At 37.5% G+C, this 25,905-nt stretch carries 26 protein-coding genes and 1 riboswitch; of the genes, 18 read left to right on the forward strand and 8 right to left on the reverse strand.

From position 1 onward, the window contains the following. The 4 genes from ACZ41W_RS14965 to ACZ41W_RS14980 all read left to right on the forward strand — a co-directional run bounded on the left by ACZ41W_RS14965 (nt 1) and on the right by ACZ41W_RS14980 (nt 3,519). On the forward strand, nt 1-1,182 hold the full coding sequence (locus tag ACZ41W_RS14965; RefSeq protein ID WP_464312800.1) for an aminotransferase-like domain-containing protein: 1,182 nt from the start codon (nt 1-3) through the stop codon (nt 1,180-1,182). Nucleotides 1,183-1,252: 70 nt separating this feature from the next. Next, nucleotides 1,253-1,687: an NUDIX domain-containing protein gene (locus ACZ41W_RS14970; RefSeq protein WP_464312801.1), complete on the forward strand. Its 435-nt coding sequence runs from the start codon at nt 1,253-1,255 to the stop codon at nt 1,685-1,687. Between the two features lie 36 nt (nt 1,688-1,723). Further along, nucleotides 1,724-2,326, forward strand: coding sequence for an NUDIX hydrolase (locus ACZ41W_RS14975; protein WP_464312802.1), 603 nt, complete (start codon nt 1,724-1,726; stop codon nt 2,324-2,326). Between the two features lie 167 nt (nt 2,327-2,493). Next, a complete protein-coding gene (locus tag ACZ41W_RS14980) occupies nt 2,494-3,519 on the forward strand; it encodes a branched-chain amino acid aminotransferase (RefSeq protein WP_464312803.1) in 1,026 nt (341 codons plus the stop codon). A gap of 108 nt (nt 3,520-3,627) precedes the next feature. Here the strand turns inward: ACZ41W_RS14980 and ACZ41W_RS14985 are convergent, their stop codons facing one another. Continuing rightward, the gene (locus ACZ41W_RS14985) at nt 3,628-4,293 is read right to left on the reverse strand and encodes an RluA family pseudouridine synthase (protein ID WP_464312804.1); all 666 of its coding nucleotides are present in this window, start codon (nt 4,291-4,293) and stop codon (nt 3,628-3,630) included. Nucleotides 4,294-4,408: 115 nt separating this feature from the next. Here ACZ41W_RS14985 and ACZ41W_RS14990 point away from each other — a divergent pair, with 115 nt between their 5' ends. After that, complete coding sequence (locus ACZ41W_RS14990) at nt 4,409-4,963, forward strand: hypothetical protein (RefSeq protein WP_464312805.1); 555 nt, start codon at nt 4,409-4,411, stop codon at nt 4,961-4,963. Here the strand turns inward: ACZ41W_RS14990 and ACZ41W_RS14995 are convergent. Together ACZ41W_RS14995 and cobT are read right to left on the reverse strand one after the other, a co-directional pair. Continuing rightward, a complete protein-coding gene (locus tag ACZ41W_RS14995; RefSeq protein ID WP_464312806.1) occupies nt 4,943-5,704 on the reverse strand; it encodes a glycerophosphodiester phosphodiesterase in 762 nt (253 codons plus the stop codon). The two genes, ACZ41W_RS14990 and ACZ41W_RS14995, sit on opposite strands and share 21 nt — an antisense overlap. Nucleotides 5,705-5,801: 97 nt before the next feature. Further along, the gene (cobT, locus tag ACZ41W_RS15000; protein ID WP_464312807.1) at nt 5,802-6,845 is read right to left on the reverse strand and encodes a nicotinate-nucleotide--dimethylbenzimidazole phosphoribosyltransferase; all 1,044 of its coding nucleotides are present in this window, start codon (nt 6,843-6,845) and stop codon (nt 5,802-5,804) included. A 76-nt stretch (nt 6,846-6,921) separates the two neighbouring features. Beyond that, nucleotides 6,922-7,093, reverse strand: a riboswitch (cobalamin riboswitch). Nucleotides 7,094-7,210: 117 nt separating this feature from the next. Here cobT and ACZ41W_RS15005 point away from each other — a divergent pair. Beyond that, nucleotides 7,211-8,398 carry a pyridoxal phosphate-dependent aminotransferase gene (locus ACZ41W_RS15005; RefSeq protein WP_464312808.1) on the forward strand — a complete coding sequence of 396 codons (1,188 nt, stop codon included), beginning with the start codon at nt 7,211-7,213 and terminating at the stop codon, nt 8,396-8,398. Between the two features lie 66 nt (nt 8,399-8,464). Here the strand turns inward: ACZ41W_RS15005 and ACZ41W_RS15010 are convergent, their stop codons facing one another. The 3 genes from ACZ41W_RS15010 to ACZ41W_RS15020 all read right to left on the reverse strand — a co-directional run bounded on the left by ACZ41W_RS15010 (nt 8,465) and on the right by ACZ41W_RS15020 (nt 11,637). Continuing rightward, nucleotides 8,465-10,036, reverse strand: coding sequence for a sensor histidine kinase (locus ACZ41W_RS15010; RefSeq protein ID WP_464312809.1), 1,572 nt, complete (start codon nt 10,034-10,036; stop codon nt 8,465-8,467). A gap of 37 nt (nt 10,037-10,073) precedes the next feature. Further along, nucleotides 10,074-10,751 carry a response regulator transcription factor gene (locus ACZ41W_RS15015; RefSeq protein ID WP_464312810.1) on the reverse strand — a complete coding sequence of 226 codons (678 nt, stop codon included), beginning with the start codon at nt 10,749-10,751 and terminating at the stop codon, nt 10,074-10,076. 133 nt (nt 10,752-10,884) lie between these two features. Further along, entirely contained in the window at nt 10,885-11,637 is a 753-nt protein-coding gene (locus tag ACZ41W_RS15020; RefSeq protein WP_464312811.1) for an ECF transporter S component, read from the reverse strand. A gap of 114 nt (nt 11,638-11,751) precedes the next feature. Between ACZ41W_RS15020 and pdxR the strand changes: the two genes are divergently transcribed. The 4 genes from pdxR to ACZ41W_RS15040 all read left to right on the forward strand — a co-directional run bounded on the left by pdxR (nt 11,752) and on the right by ACZ41W_RS15040 (nt 14,631). Further along, nucleotides 11,752-13,140: a MocR-like pyridoxine biosynthesis transcription factor PdxR gene (gene pdxR, locus ACZ41W_RS15025; protein WP_464312812.1), complete on the forward strand. Its 1,389-nt coding sequence runs from the start codon at nt 11,752-11,754 to the stop codon at nt 13,138-13,140. A gap of 122 nt (nt 13,141-13,262) precedes the next feature. Beyond that, nucleotides 13,263-13,742 carry a glutathione peroxidase gene (locus ACZ41W_RS15030; RefSeq protein ID WP_464312813.1) on the forward strand — a complete coding sequence of 160 codons (480 nt, stop codon included), beginning with the start codon at nt 13,263-13,265 and terminating at the stop codon, nt 13,740-13,742. Nucleotides 13,743-13,745: 3 nt separating this feature from the next. Then, the gene (locus ACZ41W_RS15035) at nt 13,746-14,012 is read left to right on the forward strand and encodes a TIGR03905 family TSCPD domain-containing protein (RefSeq protein ID WP_464312814.1); all 267 of its coding nucleotides are present in this window, start codon (nt 13,746-13,748) and stop codon (nt 14,010-14,012) included. A 163-nt stretch (nt 14,013-14,175) separates the two neighbouring features. After that, on the forward strand, nt 14,176-14,631 hold the full coding sequence (locus ACZ41W_RS15040; protein ID WP_464312815.1) for a MarR family winged helix-turn-helix transcriptional regulator: 456 nt from the start codon (nt 14,176-14,178) through the stop codon (nt 14,629-14,631). A 137-nt stretch (nt 14,632-14,768) separates the two neighbouring features. On the opposite strand, the gene ACZ41W_RS15045 is transcribed toward ACZ41W_RS15040, so the two are convergent. Beyond that, nucleotides 14,769-16,016 (reverse strand): uracil-xanthine permease family protein, encoded by a 1,248-nt coding sequence (locus ACZ41W_RS15045; protein WP_464312816.1) that lies wholly within the window; start codon nt 16,014-16,016, stop codon nt 14,769-14,771. A gap of 212 nt (nt 16,017-16,228) precedes the next feature. On the opposite strand from ACZ41W_RS15045, the gene ACZ41W_RS15050 reads away from it, so the two are divergent. After that, nucleotides 16,229-17,023, forward strand: coding sequence for an acyl-[acyl-carrier-protein] thioesterase (locus ACZ41W_RS15050; RefSeq protein WP_464312817.1), 795 nt, complete (start codon nt 16,229-16,231; stop codon nt 17,021-17,023). Here ACZ41W_RS15050 and ACZ41W_RS15055 read toward each other — a convergent pair. After that, the gene (locus ACZ41W_RS15055) at nt 17,007-18,365 is read right to left on the reverse strand and encodes an MATE family efflux transporter (RefSeq protein WP_464312818.1); all 1,359 of its coding nucleotides are present in this window, start codon (nt 18,363-18,365) and stop codon (nt 17,007-17,009) included. The two genes, ACZ41W_RS15050 and ACZ41W_RS15055, sit on opposite strands and share 17 nt — an antisense overlap. A gap of 227 nt (nt 18,366-18,592) precedes the next feature. On the opposite strand from ACZ41W_RS15055, the gene ACZ41W_RS15060 reads away from it, so the two are divergent. The 7 genes from ACZ41W_RS15060 to phoU all read left to right on the forward strand — a co-directional run bounded on the left by ACZ41W_RS15060 (nt 18,593) and on the right by phoU (nt 25,791). Next, entirely contained in the window at nt 18,593-19,291 is a 699-nt protein-coding gene (locus ACZ41W_RS15060; RefSeq protein ID WP_464312819.1) for a response regulator transcription factor, read from the forward strand. A gap of 9 nt (nt 19,292-19,300) precedes the next feature. Next, on the forward strand, nt 19,301-21,067 hold the full coding sequence (pnpS, locus tag ACZ41W_RS15065) for a two-component system histidine kinase PnpS (protein ID WP_464312820.1): 1,767 nt from the start codon (nt 19,301-19,303) through the stop codon (nt 21,065-21,067). Nucleotides 21,068-21,289: 222 nt separating this feature from the next. Beyond that, nucleotides 21,290-22,303: a PstS family phosphate ABC transporter substrate-binding protein gene (locus tag ACZ41W_RS15070; protein ID WP_464312821.1), complete on the forward strand. Its 1,014-nt coding sequence runs from the start codon at nt 21,290-21,292 to the stop codon at nt 22,301-22,303. Nucleotides 22,304-22,429: 126 nt separating this feature from the next. Next, nucleotides 22,430-23,344, forward strand: coding sequence for a phosphate ABC transporter permease subunit PstC (gene pstC, locus ACZ41W_RS15075; RefSeq protein WP_464312822.1), 915 nt, complete (start codon nt 22,430-22,432; stop codon nt 23,342-23,344). A gap of 1 nt (nt 23,345) precedes the next feature. Continuing rightward, nucleotides 23,346-24,332, forward strand: coding sequence for a phosphate ABC transporter permease PstA (gene pstA, locus ACZ41W_RS15080; RefSeq protein WP_464312823.1), 987 nt, complete (start codon nt 23,346-23,348; stop codon nt 24,330-24,332). Nucleotides 24,333-24,368: 36 nt separating this feature from the next. Continuing rightward, a complete protein-coding gene (pstB, locus tag ACZ41W_RS15085) occupies nt 24,369-25,118 on the forward strand; it encodes a phosphate ABC transporter ATP-binding protein PstB (RefSeq protein ID WP_464314294.1) in 750 nt (249 codons plus the stop codon). A 19-nt stretch (nt 25,119-25,137) separates the two neighbouring features. After that, a complete protein-coding gene (gene phoU / locus ACZ41W_RS15090) occupies nt 25,138-25,791 on the forward strand; it encodes a phosphate signaling complex protein PhoU (RefSeq protein ID WP_464312824.1) in 654 nt (217 codons plus the stop codon). The last annotated feature ends 114 nt before the right edge of the window (nt 25,792-25,905 follow it).

Here is a 25,905-nt window from a genome sequence, read left to right on the forward strand (position 1 = left end):
ATGGAACATCTGTATTCGGAAAGAATCAATCAAGCTAAAGCATCTGAGATCAGAGAAATTCTAAAACTTACTCAAAGACCGGATATTATTTCATTTGCAGGCGGATTACCCGCGCCGGAATTATTTCCAATCGAGGCGATGAAGGTAGTTTCACAAAAAGTACTATGTGATATGGGTTGTGAAGCATTGCAATATAGTACGACAGAGGGATACGACCCCTTAAGAGTAAAAATCGCTGAAAGAATGAAACGCGTTGGTGTTGAAGCGGTTAAGGAAGATATTCTCATTACAAATGGTTCTCAGCAAGGGTTAGATTTTACCGGGAAGATTTTTATCAATCCAGGTGATTATGTTCTATGTGAAAGTCCAAGTTACCTAGGCGCAATTAATGCGTTTAGAGCTTATGAATGTCAATTCAAAGAAATCCAGACAGATGCAGATGGCATGGTCATGTCTCATCTTGAAGAGATGATTCAGACGACTCCAAATGTGAAATTTATATATGTGATTCCTGATTTTCAGAACCCATCTGGTCGAACTTGGTCAGATGAAAGAAGAAGACAACTTGTTGAAATTGCCAATCGATATGATGTCATGATTATTGAAGACAACCCGTATGGAGAACTTCGATTTGAAGGTAGAACGATTGGAACGATTAAATCGTATGATACAGAAGGCCGTGTCATTTACTTGGGAACTTTTTCGAAAACTTTCTCCCCAGGGCTTAGAATTGGCTGGGTATTAGCTTCTCCAGAAGTTCTGAATAAATATATCATCGTGAAACAAGGTGCGGACTTACAAGCGAGCTCTATGAGTCAACGTGAACTTAATATGTATCTCGATCTATATGATTTTGATGCGCATATTGAATCGATAAAAGTTGTTTATAAAAAGAGAAGAGATTTAATGGTTGAGACTGTTCGTCAGGAGTTTCCGAAGTCAGCAAATCTCATCATTCCAAGTGGTGGATTGTTTGCTTGGGTTGAACTTCCGAAACAAGTGGATACACGTGAAATTCTCGTTAAAGCAATTGAAAACAAAGTGGCTTTTGTGCCAGGAGGTTCATTTTTTCCAAATGGCGGTCAAGAGAATTACATGAGACTTAATTTTTCGAACATGTCTGAAGAAAAAATAGTTGAAGGCATTCAAAGATTGGGTAAAATATTTAGAGAGGTATTATAAGACTCTCGTTTAAAAGTGAATAAATGAGAAGCTAACGGAGATAATACCAAAACAAATAGGAGAGGTTTTTATGGTTCAGAGGCTTCAGCAATTTTCGGTTTATGGAATGATCACTAAAGGCGATCAACTTTTACTGGTGCAAAAAAACAATGGCGCTTATAAAGGTTTATGGGATTTGCCCGGAGGAAAGATCGAGTTTGGAGAAGAACCAGAAACGACGTTAATTAGAGAAATCCTTGAAGAAACAGGGCTTGAAATTAAACATCAAACTTTTATGAAGTCAGATGCAGTGGTTGTAAATTATACAGATGAAGTAATGGGAAAAGTTACCTTGCACCATGTTGGATTCATCTTTAAAATTGAAGTGAAGGATATGAAGCACTTAACGCCAAAGCAAGACGATGAAGAGTTGGTTTGTACTAAATGGTGCCGATTAGAAGAAATCGAGATTGAATCGGTTACGCCTTTTCTTCAGGAACTACTGATTGATAATCCAACGTATTAGGGTGTGCATACACCCTTTTTTATTTGGGAGGACAATATGGAAAAAAATCAAATGGCACATTCTGAACATTTACTTGAACTCATTGAACGTTATATTGAAGAGGCAATTGCATTTAAACAGTTGAATCGTGAAAAGATGCATTTGTATTATCATCTAGAAGCTGCACTTGATATTAAACATTTTTTAGAAACTGAAAAGTGTCCATTTGGGAATACCTGTTTAGACGGGCATATAACAGCGTCTGCATGGATTTTAAATGAGTCCAATGATTCGGTTATCTTGACACATCATAAAAAACTCAATCGATGGCTCCAATTAGGAGGACATACTGAAATTGGAGAAAGTATAGAAGCTTCTGCTCTTCGTGAAGCTCAAGAAGAATCCGGACTCCAACATTTGGTCTTTGTTACACCAGGTATTTTTGACGTGGATGTACATGAAATCCCTGCAAGAGGAGACGTCCCTTCGCACCTACATTATGATGTACGATTTTTATTAAGAGTACTAGGAAATCAAGACTTATCCGTGAGCGACGAATCGCATGATGTGAAGTGGGTGAAACTCAATGAGGTAACACACTACTCAGACGAGCCTTCAATCGTGAGAATGACGCTGAAAACGACATTGCATGTGGATTAAACGATCGTTTAATGAGAAGATTAAGTCGTAGAAAAAGTGTTGGTGAATAAAACGTAATAAGTAAGTACGCCTTTACGTAAATATAATAGAAATTTTAAGCGTTCCATATTATAATATGTGTGGGTAACCTTTTTCTGGAGCATACTATCGAAAGGGGCTTTTAGAAAATGAGTGATAGCATTTCATTAGATTGGTCAAAATTGAGCTTTAGTTACACGAAAACAGATTTACGTTATATTTCGATGTGGAAAGATGGAAGTTGGGATGAAGGAAAACTTGTAACGGAAAATACCATTACAATCTCCGAAGGATCTACAGCAATCCATTATGGACAACAGTGTTTTGAAGGTTTAAAGGCGTATAGAACTCCAAATGGAGACGTACAGTTATTTAGACCAGATGAAAATGCGAAGAGAATTAATCGAAGCTGTCGTCGTGTATTAATGCCAGAAGTACCAATCGAAAAATTTATCGATGCATGTATTCAAGTTGTTAAGGCAAATGACCGTTGGGTACCGCCTTATGGAACAGGTGCAACACTTTATTTGAGACCATATGTAATCGGCGTTGGCGATAATGTCGGCGTAAAAGCAGCACCAGAGTACTTATTTGGTGTATTTGCAGTGCCAGTAGGCCCTTACTTCAAGGGTGGTTTGGCTCCGGTTAACTTTACGATTTCAGATATGGATCGAGCTGCACCGTATGGTACAGGCGCCGCTAAAGTTGGGGGCAATTATGCAGGTAGTTTACTACCACACAGCGAAGCAAAAGCAAGAGGTTTTGCAGACTGTATTTATTTGGACCCAGCAACACATAGTAAAATTGAAGAAGTGGGTGCGGCGAACTTTTTCGGCATAACTGCGGATCAAAAGTTTGTGACGCCAATGTCACCTTCTATTTTACCGAGTATTACGAAGTATTCATTGATGCACATTGCTGAACACTATTTACACTTAACTGTTGAGGAACGCGATTGCAGAGTCGACAATTTAAGTGAATTTGTTGAAGCGGGTGCATGTGGAACTGCTGCAGTGATTACACCGATTGGTGGAATCGAGTACAAAGGACACTTACATGTGTTCCATAGTGAAACTGAGGTAGGCCCAGTTACAAGAAAACTTTACGAGACACTTGTTGGTATGCAATTTGGGGAAATTGAAGCACCAGAAGGTTGGATTGTAAAAGTTAAGTAAGTACATCATTCAAGTAAAGGACTTGTCAGCTAAAAGTGACGAGTCCTTTTTTTGGATGAAAAAATCCTTTATTGAGTTGATAAATCTGATAAAGTATCTATAGATCTGTTAAAGTATCCATAAATCCTTTTCGGGTGGTGTGGATGTAAACGAGTAGTTTTTTCCAAATAGTTTAAATGACAGATATGAAGACCAAAGGGTCATCGATTGTCGCGTATTTACAATATAAGTAGCGCCATATTTATCATCGCCAAGAATCGGATGGCCTCTATGAGCAAATTGCGTTCTGATTTGATGTTGACGTCCAGTTTTAAGTTCAACCTCAACGTCAGTTATGATGCCATGTGGCGTGTCCTTTTCTCTTTGGACACTATAACTCAGTTCAGCGCGTTTTGCTTGTAAATCACTTTCTGTGGAAATAAAACTCTTGTTGAGTTTTTTATCAACAGTCAAATAATCAGTCCACGTATCGTGACGAGTCTCAAGTTTTCCTTCAACACGTGCGATGTATTTTTTTGTTAATTGATGTGAAGCAAAGAGTTGATTGAGTTTAATTGTGGCTTTTTCGTGTCGACTAAATACGACGAGTCCACCAGTATGACGGTCGAGGCGATGAACAATTCCCAGATAGTGGAGTGGTTTCCCAAGTTTAAACTCATAATAATCTTTGAGCGAGTCGTACAGACTCAGTGAGCGCGTTTGATCGGGCACTGTAGGAACATTCGGTTGTTTTTCAACAACAATAAAATGTTCATTTTCGAAAACAATATGCATATTCACCTCTTAAAATTTGAAATTTTGGGTATATAGATTAAATAAGTGTTGTTCGTGTCATCTAAAGTTTTAATGAAATCATTTGTCTCATGACAGTTTAGAATTGAGGTTCTCTATGGAACGTATTCAACCACAACTGAATCCACCTACTTATACGGGGCAATCGTCACCTGTTAAATCTGATGGTCCAAGTCAGACCACTATCGGTTCTAGTGGTGTTTCTTTAGGAAATTCAAATCCTCAAGAAGTAAAAATTGTTGCGCCTGAGGATCGACTAGCGACATTGACCGATATATATGGTGAAAAGCGCATGAAGCAAATGGGATTTATGGAGTGTGCAACTTGTAGTTCAAGACGATACGTAGACGGTTCTGACGACCCTGGTGTATCCTTTAAGACACCTGCCAATATATCGCCAGAGGCTTCTTTTTCTGCGGTTTCTTCTCATGAACAAGAGCACGTATCCAATGAAAGAGCCAGCGCTCAGGCTGAAAATAGAGAAGTTGTCTCTCAAAATGTAAAAATATTTTCAGATATCTGTCCTGAATGCGGAAGAACGTATGCGAGTGGTGGCGTGACGACAACTGTAACAGCGTCAAAAACACCTGCACCTTCACATTATCAATCGTCTCCAGAAAAAAAGGGCAACCTATTGGATGCCCGTGTCTGATGAAGACTGTTCAATATCACGTCGTATAGCGATCATGACATCAGGTGTATCTGTGATGATAGCATGACAGTGGTTTTTAATAAAAAGTTTTGCATAGTTTGGATCATTGACAGTGTAAGGATTTAATTTGATTTGGTGTGAAGTGTATTCATCTAGTTTTGATTGAGTTAGGGTCAAATGATTGGGGTGATAAAAGTTCGCTTTTAATTTTTGAATATATTCCCAAGGATCCACCATAGCGCATGTGGTTAATAAACCGATTTGAGCCTCTGAATCTATTTCTTTTATGCGCTTTAGCGCGTAATGGTCAAATGATGAAAAGATCAGTTGAGACGATGGTAGATAACGATAGCAAAGGTCTAAAGTGCGTTGTTCAATGTTTGGATAAAAATCACTCCCTGCTTTAAACTCTACGTTTAACAGCAGTTTTTTATTGAATTTTTCTTGAAGTGCCGTCAGGAGCATGAGGACTTCTTCGAGTGTCGGAATTTCTTCGGATTGATTTTTGTAATGAACACGGCAATCTTTAAGCTCTTTTGCAGTCTTCTCGTAAATGGCACCTTTTACGCCACACATTCTATCTAATGTAAAGTCATGAAATACCATGATTTGACCGTCTTTTGAATAATGGATATCGAGTTCAATACCGTCTGCGCCTTGGTTAATGGCATTTTCAAACGATAAGAGTGTATTTTCTGCATAGTAGGCTTTGGCACCTCGATGACCTAAAATATATGTCATATTTTCCCTCCTAGTATTTCTTTCTTTTCTAATTATAACGCGAAATGAATGATTCTAAAAGGAAAAAGGTACATTTCAATCAAAAGTGTTTATAAAATTATACAACTGCGATTCCAGCTTCTTCAAACGTAATCATGTCGTTGATCATGGCACAGGCAGCTTCGAGAATGTTAAAGGCCAAAACTGCACCACTTCCTTCGCCTAATCGAAGTTCGAGGTTGAAAAACGGCTTCATACCCAAGAGTTCTGTAGCAAGAGCGGCGCTTTTTTCAAGCGATGCGTGTGAAGGAAATAAGAACGATTTACAGCTTGGACAGATTTTTTCAGCCAATAGTGCCGAAACGGTGGAAATATACCCATCGATAATTACGGGTACCCGGTAGAGTGCTCCACCCAGCATGATTCCCGTGATTCCAGCAATATCCAGACCGCCAACTGCAGAGAGAATATCGATAGGGTCAGAGGTATCAAAGGATTTGCAAGTTAAAGAGCGTTTGATGACAGCTGCTTTGTGAGATAATTTTTCTACTGGAAAGTTTGCACCAACGCCAGTGAGTTCATCGGGATCTTTTCCAGATAAAATGGATAAAATCGCAGTGGAGGTACTTGTATTTCCAATGCCCATTTCACCAGTTGCGATGACATTGTGTCCTTCTTGAACCGCACGCCCTACCATGTTAATACCAACCTGAATGGCCTGAATCACTTGATCTCGAGACATGGCATGTGTCTTTGATATATTGTGTGTACCGGGCATGATTTTATGATTGATGAGTAATGGATGCGAGTCAGGTGTGTTGATACCGATATCCACAGGATAGACCGTTGTCTGTGTCAATTTTGCAAATGCACCGACCCCAGTGATACCTTTTGCGATATTGATGGCTTGAACCAAGGTCACGATTTGTGGGGCAGAGGCAATATTTTCTTCGCAAACGCCATTATCTGCACACATCACAATCAGTGCTTTTTTCTCGATTTTGGGTTCAATCGTCCCATAAATTCCTGCAAGTTTAATAGCGACTTCTTCAATTTGACCGAGTGAACCTTGCGGTTTAACCAGTTGATCAATACGACAACGCGCTTGTTGCATCGTCGTCTCGTCAAGGGGTTGAATTGTTTTTAATGATGGTTGAAACATAAGCCCTCCTAATTAAAATTAGCCTTTAAATAAAATAAAACCCATTACCCCTAGGGGTAATGGGTTTTGCCGTCATCCATTCGTTCGATCATAGGCAGGTCTCCTGGCTTAACATCTTCGTAATTTGCGCCTTCCCAGTTTCCCAGTGGCAAATGCAAATACTCCGTTTTACAGTGATGGGTTCGCTTAGGATTTTAACCTAATTCCCTATTCTCCAAATAAATGGCACCTATAACACCTTTATTTTACTGATTCTTATGAAAATTGTCAATTTGAAGTTGGATTTCTAAAAAAATTTTAATCTTTACAAAATAATTTGCATTTGTGATATAATAGGTCTGGAGAATATTTTAGGAGGCGCAAGTATGATATCAAAAGAAATCAGTGAAGGCTTAAAAAACGCTTCATGGATTAGACGGATGTTTGTTGAAGGTGGCAAACTAAAAGAGCAATTTGGTGAAGATAATGTCTATGATTATAGTTTAGGTAATCCTTATTTTGAACCACCAAAATCAGTAACTGATAAATTGAAAGAACTTGTTAATGGAGATTTTGAAGGATCCCACCGTTATATGGACAACGCAGGTTACAAAGATGTCCGTCAAAAGGTAGCAGAGTATATTAATAAAGATGCTCAAAAACCACTGACACATGAACATATTCTCATGACAGTTGGCGCTGCGGGTGGTATCAATGTCTTTTTAAGAACCGTTCTTGATCGTGGAGATGAAGTGGTTATTTTTGCCCCTTACTTTGCAGAGTATCTCTTTTATATCAATAACAATAATGGCATTCCTAAAATCATCAAAACAGATGAAAAAACATTTGAGCCTGATTTGACTACTTTTGAAGAACAAATCACGGATAAAACGCGTGTTGTCATCATCAATTCGCCAAATAATCCAACAGGGGTTATTTACTCAGAGCAGACACTTAAGGGAATGGGCGAAATTTTAGCACGTAAAGAGAAAGAGTTTGGAAGAGAGATTTATTTAATTTCTGATGAACCTTACAAAGTCTTGATATATGGTGATGCTAAAGTACCTAATATCCTTAATTTTTATCACCATGCAGTGATGATCAATTCGTTCTCAAAATCATTGGGACTTGCTGGTGAAAGAATTGGTTATATTGCAATTAATAGTACATTTGAAGATGTGGAACTTTTTATGGGCGGCTTGGCATTTGCGAATCGCACACTGGGTTTTGTCAATGCACCAGCTATTTGGCAAAAAGTAATCGCGGATTCACTTGATGAAACGATTGACATCTCTCTTTATGAAATCAGACGAAATGTGCTGTATTCAAAATTGAAAGCTTTAGGATTTGAAATGGTGGAACCAAAAGGTGCATTCTATTTGTTCCCAAAAGCACTCGAAGAAGACGATGTCGCATTTGTAATGGAAGCGAAAAAATTCAACTTATTACTTGTACCTGGAAGCGGATTTGGTTATCCAGGATACTTTAGAATGTCTTATTGCGTGGATATGGCTATGATTGAACGTTCGTTGCCAGCTCTTGAAAAACTCGTGGAACATTATAAAAACAAGTAATCAATAAACAAAGGGAGTTTCTCAACAGATGAGAAGCTCCCTTTTTAGCGTGTATGAGTGTTTAGATTAAAGTTGTTGCCTGAAATAAGTGTGTTTGTCCACAAGTGGAAAATAAAGAAGAATATGAGTGCCCTTTCCCAAGTCGCTTTCAATACGCATAAAGCCACCAAGTGCTTTAACAAGTGAATCTGTTATCGAGAGTCCAAGGCCAGCACCACCTGTTTTTCGGTTGCGATCCTCAGAGAGGCGATAGAAGCGGTTGGTCAGTTTTGGAATATCTTCTTTTTTTATACCGACCCCTTGATCTTTAACCGAAATCTCGACGTATTGGCGTTCTATTCGAGTTGAAAATGTAATGGTGGTGTTGGGTTTAGAATACTTCACAGCATTTTCACTGAGTGCGCGTATGACTTGAGTTAAGAGTTCGTAATCCGAGTAAATGCTCTCTTTGTAATCAAGTGCGTATTCAAAATGATAATCCGGATACAATTTGTGGCATTCTTGTGCAATTTTATCAAAGAAATCAACCATTTGAATACTTTCCATATTCAGAGTAATGCGATTGTTTTCAAGTCTTGCAATGAGAAGAAGTTTCTCAACGAGATTTTTCATATTAATGGCTTCTGATTCAATTGAATCAAGAGATTCTTTTAAAAGGGCCTCATCGTCATAACCCATTGTTTTTAACAAATCGATATAGCCTAAAACAATCGTCAGTGGAATTCTCAATTCGTGTGATGCATCTGAAACAAAACGCTTTTGATAATCAAAAGATTGTTCTAAGTTTTGTAGCATCAAGTTCAAACTTTTAATGAGGGTATCCACTTCGTCATTGGTTTGATTGGACGGAATACGATAACTTAAAACGGCATTGTCAATTTTTTGTGCTTCATGGGACAAATCCACCAGAGGTCTTAATGCACGCCGAGTAAAAAGGCGACCAAATAGAGTCAAAAACAAAATACCTAAAACTGAGGAAATGATCAGCGCAGAATTTAAACTTAAAAGAAAACTCTTTTCAATTTCGGGATCTAGAAATATCAAAACATACGCTGAATAGCCGTCGGATGAATCGTATCGGACGCTTGTATACATCATTTTATTGCCGAGAAATTTCGTTTGCTCAATAAAAGACTCTGCAAAGCGACATGGAATTTTCAGTGTTGCATTCGAAAACTTGATTTTTTCATTGGCGTTGACGTAACTGAAGACATTGATGTTTAATCGCTCTAAATTAAGTTCTGGATCTTCGTGATGAATCACTTGAAATTCAATGTTTTTGGGGCTGATTTTATATTCAGATAAAAAGAGAGAATCAAACATTTCCTTATTCAGCGAATACGAATTGCTCCCAAGGGAGTCAAATACTAAAATCATAGTTTGATAATTATCCACGATGTAGTATTGCTTGAGTTTTTCGTTAATTGCATGGAAACGCAATGCTTTTGGGGTTATTTTAAGGGATGCTTGTTCGTCTTCAAGCATATCTTCAATTTGATCTTTCTTCGTCATGAGATCTTCACGATTTTTCATAAAGAGAAACTGGCTCGTAAATATTGAAACGAAGTGCATGGTCACGGCAATTAAGAGTGTATAGAGCACAATGTTTGAAAGTGTAATACGCGAACTCAGTTTCATATGATGAAAATATCCATATAGTTTTTTTCGCCATTTATTATCGCACAATGTAACCACGTCCTCGAATGGTGTGAATGATTTTTTTCTCATAGTCACGGTCAATTTTATCTCGCAAGTATTTAATATATACGTCAACGATATTTAAATTGCCATAATAATCGTATCCCCAGACTTTATTGAGGATTTGTTCGCGCGTTAGAACGATGCCTCGATTGACAAAGAGGTGTCTTAATAAATCGAATTCAGTTTTGGAAAGTTCAACTATTTTGCCATTTCTAGTGACTTCATACTTGAGTAAATCCATCAAAACATCTTCGACAATGAGAATATCGTCAGATGTTGCCTGAATCACTTTTTTGCGAATATTTGCGCGAATTCTCGCTAGAAGTTCTTCAACTTTAAAGGGTTTTGTGACATAATCATCAGCGCCTGAATCGAGTCCATTGATCACATCTTGCATGTCGTCCTTGGCCGTGAGCATAATGATTTTAACGTCTGGATGGAGTTTTTTTATGGCATTACAAGCTGTTAAACCGTCCATAACAGGCATCATCACATCGAGTAGAATTAAGTCAAACGAATGGCGATTGGCTTTTTCAATTGCTTCTGCACCGTTGTAGGCAAGTTCAGTCTCGTATCCTGCATATTTCAATTGCAAATCAATAATTCTGGCAATTTTGAGTTCATCTTCAACTATGAGTATTTTTTCCATCATAAACTCCTCGTATAATTTAGTTTAAATATATCAAAAAAAAGCGCATGAGACAACTGTTCCATGCGCTTTGTTCAATCATAAAAACGGTGAAAATCCTGTAAATGCAGAGGATGAACTGTGCATGTACAAAATATTATTTTTTTGCAACTAAAAGCGTCTTTTGAAGGACGTTTGTCTTACTTAGTGATGCGAGCACTAAAAAGGCTAACACAGCTCCAATTGAGAACTGAACGATATTCCAAGGAATTGAGAAAATTGGAGCAATCCAGCTACCGTAAATCAAGGCTGAAGCTACGTAATACCCCATAACCATCCAGATCCCTGAAATGACCATTCCCACTAATTGATTGAAGGTCACGTGATATTTCTTTTTAATCATCCAAAGCAATACAAGAAGGATTGGTAATCCAATTGTTACCACGAGTAATTGTGTTTTTACTTGAGAAATAAAGGCAAGCGCATCAGTTGCTTTTGCAACTTCTTCTACTTCAGTTTTCAAAAAATCCACACTGGATTGACTAATCGCATAAACAAATCCAATCAATGAACTTACCCAAATAACAAGTGTTCCTGCGACATATGGTTTTGTGTTTGTAGATGGTTTTGCAAAATATCCGATGAGCATGCCCATGATGGTTTTAATAATGAGCGTAGGAATAATCCATTGACCATAACCGCCGAGAAAATCTGCCATCGCTGAACCAATACCAGCAGCAGCGCCACCATAAAGAGGTCCTAAGAGGATACCCGCAATAAAAATACTCATATCTCCCATGTGAATGTAACCATTTGTAAATGGAATGGGAATTTGAATCATATACGTCGTTAAAAATACAAAAGCTGCCATTAATGCAGTGTAAACCAATAATTTAGAATTATTCTTCATGACTTCCTCCACTTTTCTTGAATACATCCATAGCATACGATATAATTGACATTATCAACAGATACAGAATTGGAATAAACTATAGGGTCAGTTTTAAGCGGAAGGAGTCTTTATATGATCGGCTTTGTCATTGATTTTAAACAGAATGGGGTACCTAAATACAGACAATTATATGACTACATAAAAAGTGAAATTGAAACGGGACATATCAAAAGTGAAGAAAAATTACCTTCTGTTCGCGCCACGTCGAAAATGCTGAATGTCAGCAAAGCGACGATTGAAAATGCCTATAGCCAGCTATTGGTTGAGGGCTATATCGAAAGTAAAAATAAAAGTGGCTACTATGTATTGAATTTTAACGCAATTGAGTTGGGGCAATTTAAGCGTATGCCTGAAAACTACACACCGCAGCGACCTCCTGAAATTGCTAAAATTTACAACTCTGACGGTGCAGTTGAAAGTGCGTTTAACTTTAATGATTGGAAAAAAGCGGTAAATCGCGTACTTGAATATGAAACACACGCGCTTTTGAGTTATGGCGATGTAAGAGGCGAGTATGGTTTAAGACGAGAAATCGCTAGTTTTGTGCATCAGTCGCGAGGTGGTGTATGTAAACCAGAACAGATTATCATCGGTGCGGGTATTCAGTATTTGTTTGGTTTGATTGCGACAGCTTTTAAATGTGATCAACCGATCATTGGATTTGAATATCCAGGATTTTCAAAGGGGATGGTCGTGTTTGAAGATTATGGTTATCAGATGGAAAAAATACCTGTTGAAAAAGATGGGATTCAGATGCATCGGTTAGAAAAAAGTCAGGCAAAACTAGTCTATGTATCGCCATCTCATCAATACCCAACTGGAAGCGTCATGTCGATTAAGAAAAGACTTCAACTCATCGATTGGGCAGAAAAAAACAACGCAACTATCATAGAAGACGATTACGATAGCCTACTGAGATATGAAGGATATCCAGTACCTGCGCTTCAAGGTTTAGGTGCTGGAGACAACGTTATTTATGTTGGGTCGTTTTCTAAGTTGTTGGTCCCTGCACTGCGAATGAGCTTTATGATTATCCCAGAAACCTTAACCGAACGATTTGCGCCCATTTTAGCAAGATACTCTCAAAGTGTTTCTAAAATTGATCAATTGGCACTTGAAAATTTTATGATTGAAGGGGCATTTGAACGACATATTCGGCGTATTAAGAAAATTTACGGAAGAAAAAACCAATTGCTGATTGAAGCCTTTAAAAAGTATGAATCGCCTTATATAAAGCTCATTGGTACAGGATCTGGTTTACACGTGACGCTGTCTTTTGATGATTCGGTTCAGCTTAAACACGTTGTTGAGGAATGTCTTAAGCGTGGAATTGTTTTAGAGAGAATCGAAGGAGATGCGTTTCAAAAAATTGTCGTATTTTCTTATAGCGGCATAGCAGATTCTGACATAGAAGAAGTCGTACAAACCATTATTCAAATGACATCTCAACATTTACAATGAAGCAAAAAATAAAATATAAAGAATTGATAAGATTTCATTGACAACGCAAAATAGATTGTGTACAATTCAATTGTAAACATTTAATGCGATTGGATTGTATAAAATTAAAAAGGAGTTTTGTGATGTCTACTTATGAACTTAATGTGAAAGATGCTACAGGTCAAATGATCAGCTTAGATGCGTATCGAGGTAAAGTACTATTAATCGTCAATACTGCCACAGGATGTGGATTTACACCTCAATATGAAGGGTTACAAGATTTATATGAAAAATATCAAGCACAAGGATTTGAAGTACTTGATTTTCCATGTAATCAGTTTGGAAATCAAGCGCCAGGAACAGAGGAAGAAATCGAGGATTTTTGTCAATCACGATATGGCATTACCTTTAAAATGTTTTCAAAGGTCGATGTCAATGGCGAACATGAAGATCCTCTATTTACGTATTTAAAAGCTGAAAAAAATGGTCTCTTTGGCAAGAAGGTTAAATGGAACTTTACAAAATTCTTAGTGGATCAAAATGGAGTCGTAGTGGATCGATTTGGACCAACAGTCACCCCAGAAAAAATTGATGAAAAAATCAAGTCTTTGTTAGCGAGGTAGAGGATGGAATACCTATTTCATACGGAAAATACATGTGCAAGAAAGATTAAATTTCAACTTGAGGGTGATACCGTCCGACAGATTGAATTTTTAGAAGGTGGTTGCAACGGCAATTTGAAAGCACTTGTTAAAATACTTGATGGCTGGACAGTGGATCAAATCGAAGAAAACTTAGCGGGAATTACATGCGGAAGAAGACCGACATCTTGTACGGATCAGCTATCAAAGGCTGTGCGTGAAGCCTTTGAAAAATCAAAAGAACTCGCATAGATACAGTGTGATAAACTCAGGTTTGGAATGCCGCGAAACGTTTTGGAATAAATCACAACGTTTAATTTGATTCCAAAAATAAAGTGTGTTAAACTTATTTTATTATATGAAATAAGGTGAAATGTTAGCGAAGTGTTGCTATACATTGAATAGGGATAATCAAATGGAGAATAATTATAAAGCGTTAAAATTAGAAAATCAGTTGTGTTTTCCGTTATACGCTTGTTCAAAAGAAATCGTGAGACGATACAAACCGTATCTCGATGAGCTGGATATGACCTATACACAGTATATTACTATGATGGTGATGTGGGATAAAAAAACCATAAATGTGAAGGAACTAGGCGAGCATATTTACCTAGATTCGGGCACGTTGACACCTGTTTTGAAAAAACTAGAATCAAAAGGGTACATACATCGAGAACGTTCAAAGGAAGATGAACGAAATCTAGTGGTGAGCATTACGGAACAGGGGGAAACGCTTAAAGAAGTAGCTGTAGAGATTCCCAAGAAGATTGGCAGTTGCATTCATCTCAGTCAAGAGGAAAGTATTCAACTCTATCGACTGCTGTATAAAGTGCTCGGCGAACTGGATCATGAATGCCCTGAACCTAAATAATATGAAAGCGCCTAAATAGAGGATGATGTGTATCCGCTACTTAGGCGCTATTATTTTGTGTTGAGCAGACTGTTTATAGGTAACTTTATCTGAAAATCTATTTTGGCTTGTGTGGATTCAAGCTTGAATGTAGAGGATTAAGCGTGTTGTTTCTTGAGTGTTGTGAATAATGTATTTAGAATAACACCTACGATTGCAGCTAAGCTCAATCCAGATAAAGTAACAGATGTACCTGGAATCGGTAGAGCGAGTGGCAATGCTTTTAAGTAAGAAGGTGCCAATCCAATGATGAGGATACTTGCCATGACGATGAGATGAGCAGGTGTCATTTGAACTTTGTTATCGCGAATATTTTTAACGCCAATCAGTGAAATCATTGTGAATAGCATTAAACTAATGCCTCCCATGACCGCTGTTGGAATGGATGTTAGAACAGCTCCGAGTTTACCTACAAGACCTAATATGATCGCAAAGACTGCCGTGAGTCTTAAGATTGCAGGGTTATAATTCTTAGTAATGGCCAGAACACCAGTATTCTCACCATAAGTTGTATTGGCAGGTCCACCCATAAAACCAGCGATCATCGTTGCAAGGCCATCGCCTAATAAGGTTTTATTGAGTCCAGGATTTTCAACAAAATTTTTCCCAACAACCGTTCCGTTAGTTGTGATATCGCCTACATGTTCCATAAACACTGCTAACACAACAGGTGCAATAATGATGATGGCTTCAAAGCTAAACTTTGGTAAAGAAAAATCAGGAATAGATACAATGGAAGCTTTTTGTATGACGCTAAAATCAACTAATTGCATCGTTGAAGCTAGTGCATACCCACTTACGACGCCAATCAAGATGGATAGCTGCTTGATAAATCCTTTGCCTAAAAAATGTACCAAAAGTGCAATGCCTAGTGTTACAGATGCTAAGAGAACGTGTGTTGACGCCATATCAACCGCTACTGGAACAAGATTAAGTCCTATGACGATAATCATTGGTCCCACGACGTGAGCAGGTAAGAATTTAGTGATTTTTTGAACGCCGACTGTTTTGACAATAATGGACAAAAGGACATAAATAAATCCCGCAACGACAATACCACCTTGGGCATATGTCAAATCGCCGGAATACATGTCTCGAACTTGAATAATTAATGGAATAAATGCAAATGAAGAGCCTAAGAATACAGGTACTTTAAATTCAGTACAGAAGTGAAAAACAAGCGTTCCCACACCTGCTGTGAAAAGTGCGACGGATGGGTTGAAGCCTGTAAGAATTGGAACGAGTACAGTTGCGCCAAACATGGCGATGAGATGTTGAAGACCAAGGACAAAATTCTTGGCATCTTTTAGAGTCGATGTGTTAACGGCATAGCTATTTGTTGACATAAAAAAACCTCCCTTTAAAAGTTGTTTGTGGGAGAAGATCGCAATCTTCTCTTTTTAGCCTCACTGGACCAAATTAAAAAGCTTTATTTTATTCTTAAAGATAATACCACAGTCCTTATAAATTATCAATGACAATTTTCATCAAGTTTCAAAAGAATTTCATGCTATAATAGGATCAAGATAAATATTAGACGACCAAGGAGAAGACAAAGATGGGGCAACGTTATGAGAAAAACTATATGGTCAATCATTTTGATTTAGATAAGCACTCCATGTTGAAACCTACGACACTTTTAAACTTTTTACAAGATATTTCGACGACGCATTTCGATGAAAAAACCGCGACTGTTGAACCCGGGGTTCTTGACGGAATATGGATGATTCTTGAATGGCATGTAAAACTGCATCAAATGGTTACAAGCGCTCAGATGATTCGACTGATTACAGAACCTACCTATTTTCGAAAATTTATCGCTTACCGACGATATTGGATTGAAAATGAGTCAGGTTCAGTAATTGGAGAGGGTATGAGCAAGTGGGCATATGTCAATCCAATCACAAGAAAACAATCCAACTTACCCTCATTACTCAATCGCGTATTCGAAGTTTCTGAAAGTGCAGAAAAACCAGGAAAGATTGAATTTGAAAGTTTTCAGAATGATTCAGATGTCAATCATTCAATTGTCTATGAAAATATAACCAAACGTGAAACGGTCTACTCGGATATTGACGTCAATCAACACGTGAACAATGTTGCCTATGTAAGATGGGCGCTAGATTCGTTGTCAAAAGAGTTCTTGGATCAATATTCGCTATTTGAAATGAAGATCAGTTTCAAAAAAGAAGTTCTGCAAGGGGAACAAGTCCAATTAGTGACAAAAATAAAAGAGACTGCAAAAATAAAAGAGACTGCAGAAACTGCAATCTCAGAGCATATCATCATTGATATGAGTGAAGCGGAATGTGTTCGTATGCAAATGACTTGGCTTCTTAAACCAAGCGTTTAGCCCATTTATTGCTAATGATTCGAGGTAGACCAATGAAGAGTTTGATGACTTCTTCGAAGTTGACAAGCGCTACGACTAGATAGACTGGCCATTTGAGAACAAATGCACCAAGTGCAGCGAGTGGAACACCAATCAGCCAAACGCAAGAAATCTCCAGGAGCATAGAAAACAAAGTATCGCCACCACTCCTTAAAGTACCAATGATGACAATGGTATTATAAAACTTAAAGGACATAAAAAACGCGAGAATTCTTAAAGTTTTCAATGTAAGTGCATAGGAATCTGGCGTTAGTTGATAAAGCGATTGGACGATTAAAGGTGCTGTTAAATTAATTAAACCACATATGACGATTCCTAACAAAATACTCAGTGTTAGGAATTTTTTATTGTAGTCAATTGCTCGAGGAATATCTCCTGCACCTAATGTATTTCCAAGCATTACAGAAGAAGCGTTCCCAAGTCCAAATCCAACGACCATAAAGAGACTGTTGACGGTATTGGTAATCATAACCGCGGCAATTGCATCTGTACCAATATGTGCATATACCAATGAATAAGCGGTCATTCCTAATGACCAAAATCCTTCGTTCACAATAACGGGAAATGCTGTTTTCCCCACCATTTTGGCAAGAGCTTGATCAATTTTAAAGAAATCTTTGATGCTGACTGCTAGTACAGGGATTGAGCGATAGATGCCCATTAAAACGATGATGAGTTCTACAACTCTTGCGATGACGGTTGCAATTGCTGCACCTTCCACACCCATAGCAGGAAGACCGAGCTTACCAAAAATCAAAATATAGTTGAGAACCGTATTGGTCAATAAAGATATGACTGAGGCAATCATTGGAAGTTTTGGGTGACCAACACTTCTTGCTGAAAAACTAAATGAGAAGCTAATCGCTGTCAGTATGAAGCTCGAGCTGACAATCCGTAGATATTTTGCTCCGTAAAGGACGACATCGGCGTCTTTTGACATCAGCGCAAGGGTTTGTTTGGGTAATACAATTCCTATAATTGTAAAAACAGTTGTTATACAGACGCCAAACAATATGCCAAGTGACAATACCGATTTGATTTTTCCTGTTTCCTTTTTTCCCCAAAATTGTGCAATATAGATACTGATGCCACTATTGGCACCAAATAAGATCAATGTCATGATAAAAAACAACTGATTTGCAAGTCCTGTAGCAGCTATAAAGGTCTCGCCAAGTTGACCAACCATGACGTTGTCAACTAAGTTGAGCGAAGACGAAATTAAGTTTTGGATCACAATTGGAATCGAGATGGTAAAAAGCATTTTGTAAAAATCTTTGTTCTTATTGTACGAAAGTGAAATCATAAAGCCTCCAAATAATGCCTGTCAAATAAGTGAAACAGATAGTTTAATTATGTAGGATATCGAAATAAAAAACAACCGAATCCTGAGAATATGTCAAAAAATAAATACCCGAATTTCATTGATTGTCAAAAAAATAATGTTCGTGTACAATAAAGTTGAATCACCTCACTAAGATTAATTACAAATAATAAGGTCTCATTTAATGAGCCAAATTGGAGAGGTAGAATATGTCGAAAAGTCGATTGTTGATTGTGGATGATGAAATCCACATATTAGAGTTGCTGCGTTATAATTTAGAAAGTAATGGTTATGATGTGATACAAGCTGAAACGGGTGAACAAGCATTGGAAATCATTCACTCAAAAGCACTTGATGGCGTCATCTTAGATCTTATGCTGCCAGGAATTGACGGCATTGAAGTTTTAAGACAGATTAGACAGTCGGAGCATGCAACACTCCCAGTGATTATGCTCACTGCTAAAAATGAGGAAATTGATGCGGTCATTGGCCTTGAAATGGGCGCGGATGATTACATCGGGAAGCCTTTTAGGACGAGAGAGTTTATCTCAAGAGTAAAATCTGTATTGAGAAGAGCTAAAGCAAAAGAAGCACCACCTATTGTGACAGATCAGATTCCTGACAAGGGATTGTTTATTCGAACTGAGACGCATCAAATCTTTAAGGATGGAATTGAACTTGTTTTAACCTTAAAAGAGTTCGAGCTCCTTGAAAAGCTCATGAAAACCCCTAATCGAGTTTTTACTAGAGATGAACTTCTCGAATCTATTTGGGGATACGATTACATGGGTGAAACGCGTACTGTAGATGTCCACATTCGACAGCTTCGCAAAAAAATTGAATTAGATGACAAAAATCCGGAGTTTATTTTAACGGTTAGAGGCATCGGATATAAGTTTAAATCGTAGGTGATGGAGATGAAAAAAAAGATTACCTCTTCATTTATCTTGCTTATATTTATATTGACAGTGGCATTTTCAGGGATTATGACATTTAGCGTGACTCAAATGATGACGATGCAATTGAAAGATCGATTTGTGTCCGAAGCAAAATTAACCAGCCAACTTTTTGTAGAGACTTATACAAAATATACTGCGGATGCTTATGATTATGAGACTTTCATACAAGAGATTCGGAAGAATACTCAATCGAGGGTGACAGTTATTTCGGAAGATGGAACTGTTTTAGCAGATTCATCAGAAAATCCGAGTAAAATGGATAACCATATTAAAAGACCAGAAGTTGTTGAGGCCATAAAGACGGGCGATTTAGGCGTTTCGATTCGATATAGCGATACTGTAAAGTCGGATTTTATCTATGTTGCGATTCCTGTGACCATTGACTCCCAAAGTTGGTATATTCGGGTATCAAAGAGACTTGTTGAGCTTGAAGAAATGAATGCTCGCGTGTTGACGATCAGTCTCATTCTCATAGGATTCTCAGGCGTTGTCGCATTCTTTATTTCGCTAGCTGTTTCTAAAAAAATTACGACGCCAATTGATGCTTTGACCAAAGCAGCAAATGAAATTGCCCATGGCGATATTGGAAAAAAAATCTATATACATTCACATGATCAAATTGGCAATCTCGCAGACTCATTTAATCTAATGAGCGAAACTCTAAGTGAAACGGTAGGAGCACTTAGAAATAGAAATTTTGAACTGGAAACAATTTTAAACAGCATGACAAATGGCGTTATCGCCGTGGATAAAATGCAAAAAATTATATTAATCAATCAATATTGCTACAAACTTCTCAATATTCCCGAGTCTGAGGATGTTAAGAATTCACCTTCATATATAGTGATTCGAAACGACGAAATTCTTCGATTAATTGAGAAGACGTTACATTTTAAAATTGCACATAGTGCAGAACTGGTGTACACACATAACGAGAAGATTTTAAGCGTCACAGTCAATCCTATTTTTGAACGAGATAGTGTCATCAATGGTGCAATTATCGTGATACAGGACATCACTCAGATTCGTAAACTCGAAAAAATGCGAAGTGATTTTGTGTCGAATGTTTCTCATGAGTTAAAAACGCCTTTGACTTCTATAAAAGGATTTGTAGATACCTTAAAAAATGGTGCAATTAACGATTCTGCTACAGCCATGCGATTTTTAGACATTATCGATATTGAATCAGATCGTCTTTCGCGCTTAATCAATGATATTTTATTGCTATCAGAAATAGAAAGTCGAGAAGTGACACCAGAGCAAACGATGGTGGATTTACGATCGGTATTAAATGAAGTGGTCGATATTCTGAAGTACAATGCACAAAACAAAGGATTGTCTCTTGTATTTCAGTATGAAACAGAGAACGAAGTTACCATTTTTGCCAATCGAGATCGAATCAAACAACTTTTCATAAATCTTGTGGACAATGCCATTAAGTATACTGAAAAAGGAAGCGTTACCATCTGGGTAAGCCAAAGAGGTTCATGGGTTTCAATTAAAGTCATCGACACAGGTGTTGGATTTGATAGTAGTCACAAAGAAAGATTATTTGAGCGTTTCTACCGTGTAGATAAGGGGAGAAGTCGTTCTCAAGGTGGTACAGGACTTGGTTTGTCAATTGTTAAACACATTACGATGTTGTATAATGGGCGAATTACAGTGGAAAGTGCCGTTGGACAAGGCAGTACATTTGAAGTCAATTTACCACTGGTTCAAGATTAGAAAAAAGAAGCATCTTAGGATGCTTCTTTTTTGTTTTTTGACTTTACACAGACTTAACAAACACAAAACATACCGAATATTTGTCTTTAACATTGACGTGTTAAATTGAATATGTAATTGATCTTAGTCACAAACAAGCAATAAAAAAATGTAGCAATCATCAAATTAAAAGAAATTTAAAACAAATGATCTTAGTAAAGATTAAACGGAGGAAAACATTTCATGAAAAATTTAAAGTTAGTCGGAGTTTTAGTTTTAGTCATTGCGATGATGTTTACCATGACTGCATGTGGTTCATCTTCAACTGAAAGTGAAAAAGAAACAGAAACAGAAACAAGTGCTGCTACAACAACAGAAGCTCTTGAAGGCGCTGTTATCGTAGATGGTTCTGGTACAGTATATCCACTTATGGCTCACTTAGCTGAAGCATATATGACAGATGTTCAACCAAATGTAAGTGTTCAAGTTGGTAGAGCTGGAACAAGTGCAGGATTTAAAAAATTTATTCCTGGTGAAACAGATTTATCAGACGCATCAAGAGTTATTAAAGACGAAGAAGTACAACAACTCGAAGAAAAAGGCATGAAACTTGGTGAAAATGTACTTGAAATCAAACTTGCTTATGATGGTTTAACGATGGTCATCAATAAAGATAACACATGGGCAACAGAAATGACAAAAGATGAAATTATCAACATGTTCTTATCAAAAAAATATAAAGATGATGACAAAGTGTTATGGTCAGATATCCGTGCAGATTGGCCAAGTGAAGAAGTGAAATTCTACGGTCCAAATGAAAACCATGGTACGTATGAATTCTTTGCTGAAGTGATTTTGAAAAAAGAACCAATGGTTGTAACTGCTAATTTACAACAAGAATATTCAACACTTGTAGATTTAGTTTCAAAAGATAAAAACGCAATTGCATTCTTCGGTTACGGTTACTATGTAAACAATCAAGATAAATTAACAGCTGTTAAAGTAGATTTTGGTAATGGTCCAGTTGCTCCAGAACTTTCGACAATCGGTGAAGACTTAGCTTACTCAGGATTTACAAGACCGGTATTCACGTACTTAAATGCTGATTTCGCAAAAGAAAAACCACAAGTTTTGGATTTCGCTAAATTCGTAGTGTCTAAAGAAGGCGCACTTAAACTTGCAGGAGAAAATGGTTTTGCACCACTTCCAGATTCAGTTTACGAAGAGTATGCAAAACAATTAGATGCTCTAAAATAAGAAGTACACGAGATTCCTTTGAAAGCTCACCTATAAATCACCTTTAAATGTAATGTAAAACCACCAGTCAAATGAAGGGACTCATAATTGAGTTTCTTCATTTCTGGTTGTCTATGGAGACTTAGTATGGATAATATCAGAGATCAGATTAGAACCAATATCGGTAAAAACAAAAACAAGGCTGACAAAATCATGCCTGGAATCTTCAAAGTAATGGCGAGTATTTCCATTGTGACGACGGTTGGAATTGTATTCACCTTGCTGACTGACGCGCTCAAATTCTTCAAAGAAGTGAGTATTTTTGAATTTTTTGGCACGACATTAGCGCCTCTAAGCAGTACGCCATCATTTGGTATTTTGCCACTTATTAATGGTACGTTGATGACCACACTTATCGCAATGCTCGTTGCAATTCCGTTGGGACTTGCTGCTGCGATGTTTATGAGTGAGTTTGCTTCGTATAAATTAAGATCGGTTATTAAACCAATTATGGAAATTCTCGCAGGTATTCCTACCATCGTGTATGGCTTTTTTGCGTACTCATTTGTGACACCTTTATTAATGAAAATGCTTCCAAATTTAGAAGCAAAGAATGTACTCAGCCCGGGAATTGTCATGGGTATTATGATTATTCCTATGGTGGCATCATTATCTGAAGATGCTATGCGATCGGTTCCAAATGCCATGAGAGAAGGTGCATATGGACTTGGATCCACTAAACTTGAAGTGACATTAAAAGTCGTATTACCTGCTGCGATTTCTGGGATCATGGCTTCGTTTGTTTTGGCCATTTCAAGAGCAATCGGTGAGACGATGATCGTGGCGATTGCAAGCGGAAGTTCAAAAGTCTTCACATTTGATATAACTCAATCTATGCAGACTATGACGGGTTATATCGTTGAATTTACAAGCGGTGATGCGGGAAGCGGAACGACAGGGTATTATAGCCTTTATGCAGTGGGCTTATTGCTCTTTATCTTTACATTTTTCATGAATTATATAGCACAGAGAATCTCTAAAAAATTTAGAGAGGAGTATTAATATGGACATAAATCAACAAATCAAACTTTCAATAGATGATGACAAGGATGCGGTGGGTGATTATATGATTTTAGTCAAACAAAACGAACATCAAGCGAACATAGTCCCTTCAAAAACAAATCCTTTTAATGCAAAAAGACTGAATCATCGTATTTGGTTGAATCATATTTCCAAAATCCTCTTTTCGCTTTCTACAGTGATTGCGTTATTGGTGCTTGGACTCATTTTATATCAAATTATTTCACAAAGTATCGGCTGGTTAGATCTTGATTTTTTAACAGGAAAATTATCCATATTTCCTGAAAAAGCCGGTATTTATGGTGCTATCATTGGTTCAATTGGATTGATGTTAATTGTTATTCCAGTGACTTTGATTGTGGGTGTATCAACAGCTATTTATTTGGAAGAATATGCGAATAAAAGTAAGTTTCAGTCTTTTATTAAAATCAACATTTCCAACCTTGCTAGTGTGCCTTCGGTCATCTTTGGACTCTTAGGATTAGCGTTTTTTGGACGATTATTAAACTTAGGTTCAAGTATTTTAGCAGGTGGTTTGACACTTTCTTTGTTGGTACTTCCAATTGTAGTGGTATCAAGTCAGGAAGCATTAAAGGCAGTACCAGGATTTTTGCGAGAAGCATCCTATGCAATGGGAGCAAGTAAATGGACGACCATTCGCAAAGTCATTCTACCTGTTGCAATTCCAGGAATCTTGACAGGTGCAATTCTTTCTATTTCAAGGGCGATTGGTGAAACGGCACCGCTAGTTGTGCTTGGTATTCCAGCACTGATCATGAAAGTGCCAACGAGTCTCATGGACGATTTTACGGCTTTACCTATTCAAATTTACTATTGGACCCTTGATACCGTGTTGACTGCAGAATATGCAAATTTAGCGGCAGCGACCATTATCGTACTTTTAACGACGTTATTTTTAATGAACTTTATAGCAATTGTCATTAGAAATAAATCTCAAAAGGGTTATTAAACGGAGGCATGTTACGTGGATAAAAACAAAAACAAAATGGTTTATGATGTGAGAGATTTGAATTTGTGGTATGGAAATGATCAAGCTCTTAAAAACATCAACATTCAAATTGATAAAAATGAAGTAACGGCGATTATAGGACCGTCAGGATGTGGAAAATCGACCTTTATTAAAACGCTGAATCGTATGGTCGAGAACATTCCTGTAGTTAGAACATCCGGTGAAATTTTATACCATGGGATTAATATATTCGATAAAACGATGCGAGTAGAAGAATTGCGAACACGAGTAGGTATGGTGTTTCAAAAACCGAATCCATTCCCAAAATCGATTAAAGAAAACGTACTATATGGTCCTAAAATTCATGGAATTAAAGACAAATTGGTGCTTGAGGAGATCCTTGAGGTCTCTTTAAAAAGTGCTGCACTTTGGGACGAAGTAAAAGACAGATTAAACGATAATGCATTTGGATTATCTGGCGGACAGCAACAAAGACTTTGTATTGCAAGAGCTCTTGCTGTACAACCAGATGTTATTCTAATGGATGAACCAACTTCTGCACTCGACCCTATTGCAACTGCAAAAATCGAAGAACTTATCGATAGTTTAAAATCCAGCTATTCCATTAGCATTGTGACGCATTCTATGCAGCAAGCTGCAAGGATATCCGATAAGACGGCATTTTTCTTGATGGGAGAACTGATTGAATTTGGTCAAACCGATCAGATTTTCTCGAATCCTAGGGATAAACGAACAGAAGATTATATTACCGGCAGATTTGGTTGATAAAGAAAGGGATTATATCATGAGAGCAATGTTAGAAAGTGAATTTCAAGCCATTCACGTGGATATTATTAAGATGGGAACCATGATTGAAAAGGCGATCGAAAATACCATAACCGCGTTAACCAATAAAGATGTTGTTCTGGCTAGAGCGATTTATGAAGGCGATGATGTGTTTGATCAAATGGCTTTAGAAATAGAAAATAAATGTACCTATTTAATTGCACGTCAACAGCCAGTTGCATCAGATTTAAGGCGAATTTTCTCAATCGTAAAAATCGTAACAGATTTAGAAAGAATTGCAGATCATTGTCAAGATATTGCAAAATTAACACTCGATTTATCCAATAAAAACTATATCAAACCGCTCATTGATTTGCCAAAAATGGCAGCGAAAGTGAAGGAAATGATTAAAATGACAGTGGATTGTTACATTGATCAAGATGTGGAACTCGCCAAAGAAATCTGTATGAGTGACGATATCGTCGATGAATACTATCAACTTATATTAGACGACCTTGAACTTCTCATGAGAGAGAGATCACAAGACATTAGGCAGTGCATGGACTTTATGATGATTGCAAAGTACCTCGAACGCATGGCGGATCATACGACCAATATAGCAGAATGGGTGATTTATAGTGTGAAAGGTGAGCGATTTGATGGGAATCACTAGTTAAATGCATGCCATTCTTAAGAGTGATGTTAATTTCGCCAACGAAAATTTCGTTAAAAATAAACAAAAGCAGCGCAAAATAGTTTGAATATTTGCGCTGCTCTTATTTTTTTA

The organism is Fusibacter fontis (assembly GCF_055378735.1).

Excerpts from the sequence above, each read along its gene's own strand:
- ACZ41W_RS15040 (WP_464312815.1), top strand. The coding sequence starts at position 14,176 with ATGGAGAATAATTATAAAGCGTTAAAATTAGAAAATCAGTTGTGTTTT.
- ACZ41W_RS15070 (WP_464312821.1), top strand. The coding sequence starts at position 21,290 with ATGAAAAATTTAAAGTTAGTCGGAGTTTTAGTTTTAGTCATTGCGATG.
- ACZ41W_RS15010 (WP_464312809.1), bottom strand. The coding sequence starts at position 10,036 with ATGAAACTGAGTTCGCGTATTACACTTTCAAACATTGTGCTCTATACA.
- ACZ41W_RS14995 (WP_464312806.1), bottom strand. The coding sequence starts at position 5,704 with ATGACATATATTTTAGGTCATCGAGGTGCCAAAGCCTACTATGCAGAA.
- cobT (WP_464312807.1), bottom strand. The coding sequence starts at position 6,845 with ATGTTTCAACCATCATTAAAAACAATTCAACCCCTTGACGAGACGACG.
- ACZ41W_RS15005 (WP_464312808.1), top strand. The coding sequence starts at position 7,211 with ATGATATCAAAAGAAATCAGTGAAGGCTTAAAAAACGCTTCATGGATT.
- ACZ41W_RS14965 (WP_464312800.1), top strand. The coding sequence starts at position 1 with ATGGAACATCTGTATTCGGAAAGAATCAATCAAGCTAAAGCATCTGAG.
- ACZ41W_RS14975 (WP_464312802.1), top strand. The coding sequence starts at position 1,724 with ATGGAAAAAAATCAAATGGCACATTCTGAACATTTACTTGAACTCATT.
- ACZ41W_RS15045 (WP_464312816.1), bottom strand. The coding sequence starts at position 16,016 with ATGTCAACAAATAGCTATGCCGTTAACACATCGACTCTAAAAGATGCC.
- pstB (WP_464314294.1), top strand. The coding sequence starts at position 24,369 with ATGGTTTATGATGTGAGAGATTTGAATTTGTGGTATGGAAATGATCAA.
- pstA (WP_464312823.1), top strand. The coding sequence starts at position 23,346 with ATGGACATAAATCAACAAATCAAACTTTCAATAGATGATGACAAGGAT.
- ACZ41W_RS15035 (WP_464312814.1), top strand. The coding sequence starts at position 13,746 with ATGGAATACCTATTTCATACGGAAAATACATGTGCAAGAAAGATTAAA.
- ACZ41W_RS15020 (WP_464312811.1), bottom strand. The coding sequence starts at position 11,637 with ATGAAGAATAATTCTAAATTATTGGTTTACACTGCATTAATGGCAGCT.
- ACZ41W_RS15015 (WP_464312810.1), bottom strand. The coding sequence starts at position 10,751 with ATGATGGAAAAAATACTCATAGTTGAAGATGAACTCAAAATTGCCAGA.
- ACZ41W_RS15050 (WP_464312817.1), top strand. The coding sequence starts at position 16,229 with ATGGGGCAACGTTATGAGAAAAACTATATGGTCAATCATTTTGATTTA.
- ACZ41W_RS14980 (WP_464312803.1), top strand. The coding sequence starts at position 2,494 with ATGAGTGATAGCATTTCATTAGATTGGTCAAAATTGAGCTTTAGTTAC.
- phoU (WP_464312824.1), top strand. The coding sequence starts at position 25,138 with ATGAGAGCAATGTTAGAAAGTGAATTTCAAGCCATTCACGTGGATATT.
- ACZ41W_RS15055 (WP_464312818.1), bottom strand. The coding sequence starts at position 18,365 with ATGATTTCACTTTCGTACAATAAGAACAAAGATTTTTACAAAATGCTT.
- pdxR (WP_464312812.1), top strand. The coding sequence starts at position 11,752 with ATGATCGGCTTTGTCATTGATTTTAAACAGAATGGGGTACCTAAATAC.
- ACZ41W_RS14990 (WP_464312805.1), top strand. The coding sequence starts at position 4,409 with ATGGAACGTATTCAACCACAACTGAATCCACCTACTTATACGGGGCAA.
- pstC (WP_464312822.1), top strand. The coding sequence starts at position 22,430 with ATGGATAATATCAGAGATCAGATTAGAACCAATATCGGTAAAAACAAA.
- ACZ41W_RS14985 (WP_464312804.1), bottom strand. The coding sequence starts at position 4,293 with ATGCATATTGTTTTCGAAAATGAACATTTTATTGTTGTTGAAAAACAA.
- pnpS (WP_464312820.1), top strand. The coding sequence starts at position 19,301 with ATGAAAAAAAAGATTACCTCTTCATTTATCTTGCTTATATTTATATTG.
- ACZ41W_RS15030 (WP_464312813.1), top strand. The coding sequence starts at position 13,263 with ATGTCTACTTATGAACTTAATGTGAAAGATGCTACAGGTCAAATGATC.
- ACZ41W_RS14970 (WP_464312801.1), top strand. The coding sequence starts at position 1,253 with ATGGTTCAGAGGCTTCAGCAATTTTCGGTTTATGGAATGATCACTAAA.
- ACZ41W_RS15060 (WP_464312819.1), top strand. The coding sequence starts at position 18,593 with ATGTCGAAAAGTCGATTGTTGATTGTGGATGATGAAATCCACATATTA.